The sequence below is a fragment of the Gloeobacter violaceus PCC 7421 genome (assembly GCF_000011385.1).
In the GTDB taxonomy this organism is placed as follows: Bacteria; Cyanobacteriota; Cyanobacteriia; order Gloeobacterales; family Gloeobacteraceae; genus Gloeobacter; species Gloeobacter violaceus.
In genome coordinates this window covers 2,101,576-2,114,009 of the sequence record NC_005125.1, presented here as the reverse complement: position 1 = coordinate 2,114,009, position 12,434 = coordinate 2,101,576, and the positions used below count along the sequence as shown (strand labels likewise).

Genomic DNA, 12,434 nt, shown 5'->3' with positions numbered 1-12,434 from the left:
GTGTGAGCCTGCGGACAATTCAGTGGAGATGTGCTGACGAACGAGACGCAGTCGGACGGCACAATCGGGCTGGACGATTCCTCCAATTCCTGAGAGCTGGCTGCACGGGGCGGCCGGATCGATCTACCCTGGAGAGGAAGTCTCAGCTGCCGGAATCACCGATTATGCCCAAAGCAACCTGGAATGGGACCGTACTTGCCCAGAGCGACAAGTGCGAAGTGGTGGAAGGAAACTACTACTTCCCGCCCGATGCGATCCAAACAGAGTACTTCCAGCCTTCCAACACCCGCACCACCTGCCCCTGGAAAGGGGTAGCCAGTTACTACGACGTTGTCGTGGACAGCAAAGTGAACAAAGACGCCGCCTGGTACTACCCGACCCCCAAGGACGCCGCCAAGCATATCACCGGCTACATCGCCTTCTGGAAGGGCACCCGGGTCGAGGCTTAGCGCGATGGGCGATCGCACCGGTCTTCTGGCCGTCCTGGCACTCCTGGTAACTGTACTTGCGGGCCTCGGTCCCGCCCTCGGCCTCTCGCCGGCCATCGCCGCCTTTCTGGTGGCGGTGGGTCTGGGGTCGTTTTTCATCGACCAGTTCTTCTTGCAGGGAAGGCTGTCGGTATTGCTCGTCGGGCTGATTCAGGAGCGCCGACCCGGCTGGCGCGAGCGGGTGGCCCGCCACGAGGCCGGGCATTTACTGGTCGCCCACCGCCTGGGTCTTCCGGTGGAAGGGTACACCCTGGGTGCCTGGGAATCGTTTCGCCGGGGACAGGGCGGCGGGGGCGGTGTAATACTGGGTAGCCCCCCCGCCCGGCTCGGCATCGAGGGCATCGAATCTTACTGCGCCACCTGGCTGGCCGGGGCGCTTGCCGAGCGGATGTACTACAGCGAGGCGGTCGGGGCGGTGGAGGACCAGCAAAAAGTCGGCTTGCTGCTGGCTGCCGCCCAGCGCACGGGAGCCGTGGCCGCGCGCACGCTGCGCAACCGCGCCGAGCGCCGGGCAGCAGCGATTCTGGACGCGGAGCGCCAGACGCACAACGCTCTGGCCGAGCGCATGCTCACCGGCCAGAGCCTCGAACGATGCTTGCAGTTGCTGAATTCTACAAAAGATGCCGCATCCAGCGATTCAGCGGTCCAGGCCTGAAGGTGTCGCCGGAGCGGCAGCGTCCCGTTCCACCGCCCCCAAAGCTTTCAATGTCGCCAGTTGGGCTTCGCTCAACCCCGTGGCGCCGGTGATGTTCATCCCCGTATACGGTCCTTCGATGCGCATCGTTCCTAGATAGTTGCCCCCTTGTAAATCCCAAAGGGTGATCGTTTCGTCGGCACTGGAGCTCGCGAGGATGCGGCTGTCCGCTTCGATGGCGACGCACAGCACACCGCTGGCGTGGCGGTTCAGTACGTGGGTGCACTGCATCGAGGTGGTGTCCCACAACCGCACCGTCTTGTCGTCCCCGCCGCTGGCGAGCCGCTTGCCATCCGCGGCAAAGACTACCGACCAGACGCCACTGCCGTGCCCCGACAGGCTGTCCGCCAACCGGCCGGTCTGCACGTCCCAGAGCTTGACGGTACCGTCGTCACTGCCGCTGGCGAGGGTGTGGCCGTCCGGGTGAAAGGCGACCGAGCGCACCCAGCTGGTGTGCCCTTGCAATGTCCAGAGACACCGGCCGGTTTCGATATCCCACAGTCGGGCCGTTTTGTCCTGGCTGGCACTGGCGAGCACGCGGCCGTCCGGGTGGAAGGCGACCGAGCGCACCCAGCTGGTGTGTCCCTGCAGCATCCCCAGGCACTGGCCGGTCTCGACATTCCAGATCCTCAACGAGTGATCGACGCTGCTGCTGGCGAGCAGAGCGCCGTTTGGGCTGAAGGCCAGGGAATTGACCCAACCGGTGTGCCCGCGCAGAGTCTTCAAACAGCGGCCAGAATCCGGATCCCAGAGCTTGATGGTGCGATCCTGTCCGCTACTGGCCAGTAGCGTGCCGTCCGGGCTGAAGGCCACCGTCCTCACCCAACTGGTATGGGCCTGCAGTGAGCGCATCGGCTGCCTGGTGCTGAAGTCCCAGAGCCTGACCGAATGATCGATGCTGCCGCTTGCCAGGGTCTTGCCGTCGCCCCGGAAGGCCACCGACCAAATACCGCTGCCGTGTCCCTGGAGAACCCGCAAACAATGGCCCGAACTGATCTCCCAAATCCTGACCGAGTGATCCACACTGCCGCTGGTGAGCAACCGCCCATCCGGACTGAACACGACCGACGAGATCCAGTTGCTGTGCCCGTGCATGACCCGAAAACACAGGCCTGAATCCGCATCCCACAGCCGGACGGTTTGATCGTCGCTGCCGCTGGCGAGGGTGCGGCCGTCCGCGCTGAAATCGACCGAGCGTACCCAGCCGGTATGCCCCTGCAAACACTTGAGGAGGAGGCCCCTTTGGACATCCCATAGCCGCAAGGTCTGATCGTCGCTGCCGCTGATGAGGGTCTGTCCATCCGGGGCAAAGGCAATGGAGCGCACCCAGCCGGTGTGTCCCTGCATCGCCTGCAGCGGCTCCCCGGATTCAGGATGCCACAACTGAATTTTGCCGTCCTGGCTGCTGCTTGCCAGCCACTGACCGTTGGGGCTGAACCGCACCGCGTGGATCCAGCCGGAGTGCCCCCGCAACGTCAGCAGACACCGCCCCGAATCGACCTCCCACAACCTGACGGCGGCATCCTCGCTGCCGCTGGCCAGGATACCGCCTCCCGGATGGAAGGCGACCGAGCGCACCCATCCCTCGTGCCCCTGGAACACTTTGAGACACTGTCCGGTGCGATAATCCCACAACCGCACGGTCCGGTCGGCGCTGCCGCTGGCCAGGACGCGCCCGTCCGGGCTGAAGGCGATCGACCACACCCAACTGGTATGCCCCCGGCAGTAGGCCAGTTGCTGAGCGTCGGCAGCCTGCCAGAGCCTGATCGTGCCGTTGATCTCGCTGGTGGCCAGCAGTTGGCCGTCCGGACTGAAGGCTACCGACGAAACGGTGCTCAAGGCTTCGGTGAAGATGGATTGACTGAAATTCGTCTGTTGAAAGTTGGCATTGCACAGGCGGGCTCCGCGCAGGTCGGCCTGCCTGACCGTCAGCGTCGAAAAATCGTACCCGCCCAACTCGATCCCGCAGTGGCAGAGGATGTTGAGCAGATTGCCGACCGCATACCCCAACTGTTGCAGCTCCGAGCGCCGCAACTCCCCCAGCAGCCGATGCGTATAATGTTCTAAAGCCAGCCGGCTTCCGAATACCGCAAGCAACTGATCGACCAGGGGCTTGAGCAGAAAGCGGATTTGGGCGTCTTTGACATGTTCCGGGCTTTGCGCCTTCAAGATGGCGAATCTTCTAAACAGTACGCTCTTGCCATCTACCAGTTCTCGATAGATCGCTTCGAGGAGTTTGTCGGTTGTATACTCCAGAACAACCGGCAACAAAGTGAAGCGTGTCCCGCCGCATTCGATCAAAGAGCGGGCCCGCAAAGATTCCATAGCCTCCAGCAATCGAGAGCGCGACACAGGAAGCAGAACATCCTCCTGCAGCTGCGACAGCAGGACCGGTTCGCGATTGACGGCAAGCCAATAAAGACACTCGATTTCGATATCCGATAATCGGTGGTAATGCTGCTCAAGCAGATCGTAGATACCGCCGAACGCCACGGAGCCTTGCTGTAAAAAATTTGCCGCCTGGCCGTCGAACAACTCCCGAATGGTAGAGGCGACGATCTTGAGGGCAAGCGGATTGCCCGCGTAGCAGCGAATCAGTTCCTTCCAGTGCGGATCGCCTTCCGGTGCAGCTAGCCCCTTTTCCAACAAGATTTGTCTGCCTTCGTGATATCCCAACCCGCCGAGCCGATACAGCCGCACCGGCAGCCGCTTGCCTTCGACAAAATTCACCCCCTGGGGTTGCTCGCAGCTGGTGAGTACCAGGCAGCTGTTGTGGGCCGTGCTTCCGACCGCTCCAAAGAGAAATCCGTACTCCTCAAAACCCGGGCGGTAACGACCGGCGAGACTGCCGCTGCTCATGAACGTCTCGATGTTGTCAAGAACAACCAGACAGCGATGTTTGCGCAGATGCGCCAGCAGGCTGTACACCTGACCTTCGAAGGAAGCCGGTAACTCCAACTCCTGCGGATGGGAGAAAAAACGGACCAGATCCGCCAGCAGTTCCTTCGGAAGGGGACCATTGCGCACAGAACGCCAGAGCACATATTCAAATTCCAAATGGATCTGCTGGAGCAATTCGGCGCACAGACAGGTTTTGCCGATGCCCCCCATCCCCAGGACCGCCACCAACCGGCTGCGCTCCTGTACGATCCACTGCTTCAGCGTGGCTAGTTCCTGCTCACGCCCATAGAACTGCGCAAAATTGGGAGCCCCTTCCAATTCCATGTGCGGCTTTGCGTGCGGTTGGCGCCGCCGGCCGCGACCGATCTGCAGGCTGAGATAGTCTTCCTCGTTCAACTGCAGACCAAAGGTATGAAAACATTGCTCGAGCGTCTGCCGATCGACGCCCTCTTTGCGGCTCATCACCTTGGAGAGGGTGCGCGGCGCGAGCCCGGTGCGCTCGCTCATCGCATCGAGCGTGTAGCGGTTGCCGAAATTACCGCGAAATTCCAGCCGCCGCCGCGCTTCCTGCAGCCGGCTGTATCCCTGAGGCGTGAGGAGCACACCCCTTTGCCGTTTGCGTTTAGGGGTTTTCATGATCAACTCACCACTGTGCCGCCGTAGGAGGGCTCCAGTATCGCAACAGGGTACCCGGGATTCATGTTGTTTCGCATACACTCGCGCTCTAGACGCCCTGATGTTTGCGCAGGGCAAATTTCAGGACAGTTAAGTTGCTTGCTTAAGTTGCCGAAACGGGCCTATCTCTCCTAGCTTGTTGATCCGATGGGCCAATACACTTGGCGTGTCAAAGGTGATTGCCGCAGATCCCTGCAGATTTTCCTCGTCGCTTCTTGCAATGCGCACGCCCTTTGTGAGGAGTAGAAAATCTCTCTTCTTGAGGGACAATACCCTTCCGCGATCTGGAGTTTGGCTGCCGATGAACTGGTACGCAAGTGAAGCTGCACAGCTATAGGGTTGATTCATTCTTTTGGACTGACTTGTTGTGATTGCTGATTTGGCAATTCTCATCTGACTTCTATCCTCGATTGCTCTCCAGCTTGAAGAGCTCTCTATGCCTTGTTGGAGATGGGTAGCGAATCGATGGAGGTCGTGTCACCGGACTGGCTTTTCGCAAGAAACCGGGAGGGCTGCTTGGGCGCTGTGTCATCCCCGGCGACCCTGGACTTTGCGGGTGAAATGACGTCTTGGATGGCCGGTGGGTGGTTGTTTCGGTGTAGTCAAAGTTGTTATAGCCAGGAAAGCTGAATGCTTTCTGAGGAGAGAGCCCATGGCGATTGATACAGGTTCGATGTTGATATCTTCGGCTCCCAAGGTCGCGGTGAAGCGCTGCAAGGTCGCTGTCATCGGCGGTGGAATAAGTGGGATCGTGACGGCTAAGTGTCTGCGGGATGACGGCCATCAAGTGACGCTGTATGAGAGCACCGACCAAGTCGGCGGCATTTGGGTGTATCGCAAAACCAGCGGCGGCACTTTCGAATCGGTTCGCTTTCAAAATTCCAAATATCTCTCGGCTTTCTCGGATTATCCGATGCCTGAGCAGATGTCCGATTTCCCCCACCACACCGAGATTCTCGCGTACTTGAACAGCTATGTAGACCATTTTCGACTGCGCGAGTGTATACGCCTAAATTGCCAAGTCGAGAAGGTTTCGCGAAGCCGCGATCACTGGAAGGTGACGGTGAGTACGCCCGAGGGTGCGGCGAGCGAATCGTTCGACGCCCTCGCCATTTGCAGCGGTGTATTTCGGGAGCCGCGCTGGCCAAATATACCGGGTGAGGCAGATTTCAAAGGCACCCTTCTGCACGCGAAAGATTACAAAGAGCCGTCCATGTTCGCCAATAAGCGCGTCGTAGTGATGGGCAACGGTGCGAGCGGCGTCGACATTGCCGTGCGGGCCACGGACTTTGCCCAGAAGGTGATCTGGAGCTTTCGGCGCAACAGCTGGTTGGTCCCGCGCTATTTTGCCGGCCGCCCCCTCGACTGCAATCTCAGCCGTCTCTATGCGCTCATTCCGGCCGGTGTGCGCAAATCGTTGTACAGCCGCAAGTTCGCCCCGATTTGGGAGGCGCATCGGCAGTGCAACCTGGAGCCTGCGTTTGGCCTGTTTGCTTCGATTCCGAGTGCCAACGAGTTCGTCATCGACCTGGTCGCCAAAGGGGCGATCGAGACCAGGCCCACCATTGCCGGATTTAGCGGGCAGCGGGTGCTCTTTACCGACGGCAGCAGCACCGAGGCGGACATTGTGATCTATGCCACCGGCTACGGGGTCAGCTTCCCGTTTTTCGATGCGTCGGTGGTGCCGGTGCACAACGAAGGCACCGACCTCTACAAGCATGTCTTTCATCCGGATCTGCCCAATTGCGGTTTTATCGGGATCATCCGGGTGATCGGCGCGCTTTTGCCCTGCGCCGAGATGCAGGCGCGCTGGTTTTCGAAGGTGCTGAGCGAACAGGTGCACCTGCCCGACACCGAGTCGATGCGCGCTGAAATCCAGCGGATGCGCGCCCAACAACAAAAAGATTGGGTCGCAAGCGGTTATCGGTCCTTCCAGGTGCGGCAGGTGGAGTACACCGAGGAAATCGCCCGGCTCATCGACGCTGTCCCCAAAGTCTGGAGGCACTGGCAGATCGCCTGGCAGTTGCTTACCGGGCCGATGCTGCCCACGCACTACCGGTTGGATGGTCCCAATCCCTGGAAGGGGGCCGAGGAATGGATCCGGCAGGTGCCCGATCTGATCAAAATTCCCCGTAACGCTTCCGGGGTGGGAGTCGGGCGGTGAGAAGGCGCAACGTCCTGGGGTTGTCGCTGCTGCTGCTGGTGGGAGGAGCCGGTAAACTCGCCGCCGTCGGGGCGACCAAAATCGCGTACAAGCCCTACATTCAGCCGGGGGATGCCGGCGATTTTGGTACTGCAGACCAGATGGTGATCGCCTGGCAAACCGAGGCGAACGGACCGGATCTCTACACCGTGGATTTCGGTAAAACGCCGCGCTACGGCCGCCGCGTCATCGCCCGCGGCCGGATGGTAAACCACTATCTGTCGAGCGATCCGCATCTGCCGCAGCCGTCGACCGCCTCTGGAGCCAGGATGAACTACCACGCTCTGCTGGGCGGTCTGGAATACGAAACCCGCTACTTTTATTGTGTTCGAGGACCGGGGTTGCCGCTGGAAGGCTTTTGCGCCTCCTTTTACACGCGCAAGCGCTCCGGTGCGTTCTCGTTTCTGGTCGTCGGAGATCAAGGATTCTTCCACCCCAGCGAGACGCAAAAACCGTACTTGCACAAATATCAGGCCCGCATCGCCTACGCCATGTCCCGCCTGGAGGAGCTGAAGTTCCCGGGCACGCCGGCACTGCCCCGCCCGGATTTTATCCTCAACACCGGCGACAACGTCTATATTCGCGGCTCCGAGGGCAACTACCGCGATTACTGGATGCCTGTTTGGAATAGCGACGTGGCCGCCTGCGATCAAGGGGCACCGTTGGCGCGCAGTCTCCCCATCTACGTCGCAATCGGCAATCACGACATCGGCGGCGCCGGCGATATCGTCAACTTGCTGGCCGACGACGCACCTGTGAACCCTGCTCTGCCGGCCGTGGGCGAGCGCTTCAGCGGCGCCCTCGAAGGCGGCGACGCCCTGGCTTACTTCAACAACTATTACCTGCCGCTCAACGGTCCGCAGGGAGTTGACCCGCAGTACATCTTCGACGGCGATGCCTGTCGGGCGGAAGGGTTTACCTTTGCTTACCAGGGCAAAACCTATCGCTCGCCTGCTGCTATCGAGGCTTATCGCGCCAGCACCACGGTGCCGACCCTGAGCGGCCCCCGGCGCCAAATCGACCACATGAGCAACTTTTCGTTCGATTACGCGAACGCCCACTTCGTCTTTCTCGATGCTAATCCCCATCTGTTCGATGCCCGGGTCGGAGCGCGCAACGGCTCGGCCGACAAGTCCCCACCCTTTGGCTACTCCCCGTACCCATCGGTCTTGCTCGACTGGCTCATTGCCGATCTCGACCGCAGCGAGCAGTTGTGGAAGTTTGTGGTTTACCACCAGCCGGCCTTCTCAGCCACCGCCACCCGCGACTACCAGATGCGCGCCATCGCCAGGGTGCTCGAAGACCACGGCGCCAACCTGGTCTTCAACGGCCATGTGCACAACTACCAGCGCACCCATCCTCTGCGGGCGGGCCGACGGGTGGCGGAGGCACCCGACACCCGCGGCGAACCTGCCGTGGAGGTCGACACCGCCTTCGACGGCATCGGGCGGACCGTGCCGGACGGGCTCATCCACATCATCGAAGGCTCAGGAGGTTTCACCAACTCCGGCAAAGAGCTCGAAGATTCGGCCGTCGGCCGCCGCAGTGCCGAAGCGGGGGCGCTGCCCGGTGGTCCCGCCGGCTGGGTAGACACCCACCTCACCTGCGCCAAGATGGCGCCCTTCGTCGCCAACGCGGGCCGGGGTCCGAAGATCACGGCGCGCTTCAAAGCGCGGGTCTTTTCCTTCGGCAATGTGGTGGTCGATGGCGACCATCTGACGCTCTACCAGATTTCGGAGCCCCTTTCGGCCACCTGCTCGGCCAGCGCAGCGGACCCATTTCCCTACGGCAGCGATGCCGACGGCAAGGCGCTCGCCGATCCGCTCGCCGATCCGCTCCTCGACCCGGCTACCGGGGAACTGGTCACACCGGCCACCCTGGGCACCCCGGCGCTGCTCGACAAATTCACCGTCACCCGCCCGGATCTGACGGGCCGGCTGAGCGTGGAACTGCACGTCCCGACGGGGACGACCCGCTCCCAAACCTTGCCCTGCCGGGTGCGCCTCGTCAATCGCTCGCCCTACGCCCTCAACGGCACCCAGGTGGTCCTCGGGTTACCCACCGGCGTCACCTTCGCGGCCTACCGCGGCAAGGAGCGATGCACCCAGCACGAGCGCAGCGTCGTGGTCACCGTCGGGCGCCTGGAGAAAGGGGCCAAAAAGACCGTGACCATCGAATGCTTTGTAGCCCGGGAGGCTCCCCCGGACGTGTCTCAGGCGATCACCGCATCGGTTCGCACTTCGACCGCCTTGCCGGTGGTCGCCAAGCCGGTCACCCTCCAGGGGCAATCCGCCCGCAGAACGGCCGTGCGCTGAAGCAGCCAAGCTGTCCCCCAAGCAGAGGTAAGCATGATCCACTTCGAAGGCCAAAAACACCGCCGGCGCACCTGGTTGTTCGCTGTCGCCTCCGTCGGTCCTTGCCTGTGGGCGGCGCAAGTGCTCGCGATCCCCGTGGTGCCGATAGCCGCAGGGCAGACGGTCGCCGCTCCCGGCAGGGTCCAGCAGCTGCTTGGGCTCTGGAAAGGGAGCGCGTCGGATCTCACGGGCGACTCCCTGCCGTGGGATATAGCACCGCCTGCCCCGCAGACGCACCTGGGGCAGGCCCCTCCCCAGCCGTCGGCCGATACCCAGACAAGCCAGGCTCCGGCCACGGCAGCAGAAGATGCCTCCGGCGATATTCTCGATGAAGTCTCGGTGACCGCCACCCGCCGCCCGACCCGCGAGCGCGACACCACCGCCACCACCTACACCGTCACCAAAGAAGATTTTCGCCGTCTGGGGGCGCTCACCGTCACCGACGCGCTGGTGCAGGTGCCGGGTTTCCAGAGCCTCCCTGCCCTAGGCGGCGTGCGCAACTCCGGCAACAGCTACCTGCGCGGCTTCGACGACCAGCGCTTTCAACTGCTGCGCGACGGCATCTCGCTGCAGCGCTCGTCGAATAATCGCGTCGATATCTCGCGCATCAGCCTGGAGGACATCGAGCGCGTCGAGGTGGTCACCGGCGGGGCAACCCTGCGCTACGGCGCCGGTGCGGCGGGCGGCGTCATCAACTTGATCTCCGAGACGCCCAAGGGACCGCCCAAGTTGACGCTCAAGTACGAAGCGGGCTCCTACGGCTTCTCGCGCTACGTCGGCAAGTACGGCGGCGGCGACGACACTTTCTCCTACAACCTCGTCTACACGGGGCTGGTCGCCTTCAACAACTTTCCGTATTCGCTGACGATTCCCAATACGGCGCAGTTCTACGAGCGCGATGCGGTAGCCCCCAACGGCCAGAGTCTGTTCGGCTACCTCAAACCCGAACTGGGTCCGGCCGTCACCCTCTCGGGCATCAACGACACCGGCTACAACGCGAGCGATTCCTATTCGGGCAAACTGGTCTTTCGCCCCGACCCCGCCAACCGGCTCACCCTGCGCCTCAACCAGCAAAACAGTAAAAACGAAGCGTTCGGTCCGGGGCGCAGTGCCTTCGGTCTGTGCCGCGGCGGCACCTCCGTGCAGCCGAACGGCACCACCAGCGGCCGACGGTTTTTGCCCCTCGACGCCAACGGCAACGAACTGCCCTGCGATACCCAGGCCTTTATCTTCAACACGCCGACGGCGGCCTTCTCCGGTCGCTACAACTTCGACGCCAATGCCGCCGGCACCGTCGCCATCCCGACCGGTCAGTCCTACTTGATCGAGCCTTTGACCGGCACCACCAACTTCTTTCAGCGCTTTTTGCAGGCCCAGACCGAGGCGACGGTCTTCTGGGATTACGACATCACCCCGACCACCTCGCTCAACAGCTATCTCTCGCTGGTGCGGCTTTTGACCATCACCGAGCAGCCCTCGCCGTTTTTCTACGACACCAACGCCCGCGGCACCGGTACCCCCGGCGCGCTCACTGTGCCGCCCCCGGCACAGCCGTTCATCGACAACCAGCGCTACGAAGCCCAGATAGCCCTCAACAGCCAGATTTCCCCCGGCCAGAACCTCTCGTTCGGCATCAACTTTCTGGAGGACCGCAGCTACCAGCAGCAGCAGTCCAAAGGCGCCCAAACGTTCTTCGACCGCGCCATCTCCCGGCTTTCGCTGTTTCTCATCGACGACATCAGCTTCAGCAACGAGCTGAAGGCCAACCTCGGTCTGCGCCTCACCAACAGTTCCCAGTTCGGCAGCGTGCTGACCCCGGCGGCGGGGGTGCGCTACAGCCCCAACAATGTTCTGTCGCTGCGCGCCAATTATTCCTATATCTTCAACGCGCCGGCCTTGAGCAACCTGTTTGCCACCGGCTCGAACATCCTGGCCAATCCGGGCCTCAGACCGGAGTCGGGGGTGACCTACGATGTCGGTTTCGATCTGACTCCCGCCCGCAACCTGGGCTTGCGCTTCACCTACTTCAACAGCTATCTCGATGGCGCCATCGGCGGGGTGAGCCTGGCCAACCCTAACCCGGCCACGGCTGCGGCCATCCCATTGGTTCTGCAAGCCCAGAACCTCGACACGCGCCAGGCTTCCGGCATCGAGGCGGTGGCCGACTGGCGGCCGACCGAACAGTTGCGCCTGCAGGCGATCTGGACCAACAGCGATGTGCGCGCCGCCGGAAACGCGGACAATCCCAGCCAGTCGACCTATCCGTTTTATTACCAGTTTCAAGATCCGGGTATTCCCTTCAACAGCGTCCTGTTGAGTGCCTCCTATGTCCATCAGGGTTGGCTGGTGGCCCTGGTGGGCCGCTACGACGGCGGCAAACGACGGGCGACCACGGCAAGCGGTGTGGTGAGCCGCGGCTCGAACGAGTACGTGCCTGCCTGGGCGACCCTCGATCTCAACGTCGAAATTCCCCTGGTGCCGCTGTTTACCCTGACCGGCAGCGTCTTCAACCTCACCGACACCCAGTACGAGAGCTTGAGCGGCATCCCGGCGCCGGGGACGACCTTTCGGATCGGCGGGCGGCTCGAACTGGGCGGCTGACGCCCCATCCCGGAGTCCTTTGCCACCGTTCGAGGACCTCGATCATGAAGACTGTTACGCTGATCCTGCCGGTCTATACCTATCACATCGATTTCGTCGGCCATGTGAGCAATATCGTTTACATTCAGTGGATGGAAATCGGGCGCATGAAATTTATGGAGGAAATCGGTATGCCGGTACACAAACTCTCCGAACAGGGCATTGCACCGGTATTGATCGAGACGGAAATTTTCTACAAGCATTCTCTGAAGTTGGGCGATTGTGCCCACATGGAAATCTGGCTCGACGAACTCAAAAGCGTGTCCGTCAACGTAGCCTTTCGCATGTGTAACGGGGAAGGAACCCTGGTGGCGACCGCACATCAAAAAGGAGTTTTTGTCGATCTCCAGAAGATGCGGCCCCAACGCCTTCCGGCAGAAATGTTGGAACGCTTTGAGCCCTACTTGCAGGAAGCGGCACCATCGGAAACTCGCGTCGCAAGATCTAGATCAAAATAGAGTAATTGTTTTAATAAAGAC

General features: G+C 61.6%; 8 protein-coding genes. 6 read left to right on the top strand and 2 right to left on the bottom strand.

Features of this window, described 5'->3' with window-relative positions; translation table 11 throughout:
- Window positions 1-164: 164 nt before the first annotated feature.
- Entirely contained in the window at window positions 165-449 is a 285-nt protein-coding gene (locus tag GLL_RS10185; RefSeq protein WP_011141965.1) for a DUF427 domain-containing protein, read from the top strand.
- A 4-nt stretch (window positions 450-453) separates the two neighbouring features.
- Complete coding sequence (locus tag GLL_RS10180; protein WP_011141964.1) at window positions 454-1,143, top strand: hypothetical protein; 690 nt, start codon at window positions 454-456, stop codon at window positions 1,141-1,143.
- Here GLL_RS10180 and GLL_RS10175 read toward each other — a convergent pair.
- Window positions 1,126-4,719: an NB-ARC domain-containing protein gene (locus GLL_RS10175; protein ID WP_011141963.1), complete on the bottom strand. Its 3,594-nt coding sequence runs from the start codon at window positions 4,717-4,719 to the stop codon at window positions 1,126-1,128. The genes GLL_RS10180 and GLL_RS10175 overlap by 18 nt on opposite strands.
- Before the next feature lie 129 nt (window positions 4,720-4,848).
- A complete protein-coding gene (locus GLL_RS10170; protein ID WP_164928899.1) occupies window positions 4,849-5,151 on the bottom strand; it encodes a hypothetical protein in 303 nt (100 codons plus the stop codon).
- Window positions 5,152-5,410: 259 nt separating this feature from the next.
- Between GLL_RS10170 and GLL_RS10165 the strand changes: the two genes are divergently transcribed.
- Genes GLL_RS10165 through GLL_RS10150 form a run of 4 tightly spaced genes read left to right on the top strand, consistent with a single transcriptional unit; the run spans window position 5,411 to window position 12,413 of the window.
- Window positions 5,411-6,922 (top strand): NAD(P)-binding domain-containing protein, encoded by a 1,512-nt coding sequence (locus GLL_RS10165; protein ID WP_164928898.1) that lies wholly within the window; start codon window positions 5,411-5,413, stop codon window positions 6,920-6,922.
- The gene (locus tag GLL_RS10160; RefSeq protein ID WP_011141961.1) at window positions 6,919-9,276 is read left to right on the top strand and encodes a purple acid phosphatase family protein; all 2,358 of its coding nucleotides are present in this window, start codon (window positions 6,919-6,921) and stop codon (window positions 9,274-9,276) included. The genes GLL_RS10165 and GLL_RS10160 overlap by 4 nt, the downstream gene beginning before the upstream one ends.
- Before the next feature lie 33 nt (window positions 9,277-9,309).
- Window positions 9,310-11,916 carry a TonB-dependent receptor plug domain-containing protein gene (locus GLL_RS10155; RefSeq protein ID WP_011141960.1) on the top strand — a complete coding sequence of 869 codons (2,607 nt, stop codon included), beginning with the start codon at window positions 9,310-9,312 and terminating at the stop codon, window positions 11,914-11,916.
- 44 nt (window positions 11,917-11,960) lie between these two features.
- A complete protein-coding gene (locus GLL_RS10150) occupies window positions 11,961-12,413 on the top strand; it encodes an acyl-CoA thioesterase (RefSeq protein WP_011141959.1) in 453 nt (150 codons plus the stop codon).
- Window positions 12,414-12,434 lie beyond the last annotated feature (21 nt).

Bases quoted from the DNA above. Each gene is read 5' to 3' on its own strand.
- GLL_RS10185 (WP_011141965.1), top strand. From the start codon at position 165: ATGCCCAAAGCAACCTGGAATGGGACCGTACTTGCCCAGAGCGACAAG.
- GLL_RS10180 (WP_011141964.1), top strand. From the start codon at position 454: ATGGGCGATCGCACCGGTCTTCTGGCCGTCCTGGCACTCCTGGTAACT.
- GLL_RS10175 (WP_011141963.1), bottom strand. From the start codon at position 4,719: ATGAAAACCCCTAAACGCAAACGGCAAAGGGGTGTGCTCCTCACGCCT.
- GLL_RS10170 (WP_164928899.1), bottom strand. From the start codon at position 5,151: ATGAGAATTGCCAAATCAGCAATCACAACAAGTCAGTCCAAAAGAATG.
- GLL_RS10165 (WP_164928898.1), top strand. From the start codon at position 5,411: ATGGCGATTGATACAGGTTCGATGTTGATATCTTCGGCTCCCAAGGTC.
- GLL_RS10155 (WP_011141960.1), top strand. From the start codon at position 9,310: ATGATCCACTTCGAAGGCCAAAAACACCGCCGGCGCACCTGGTTGTTC.
- GLL_RS10150 (WP_011141959.1), top strand. From the start codon at position 11,961: ATGAAGACTGTTACGCTGATCCTGCCGGTCTATACCTATCACATCGAT.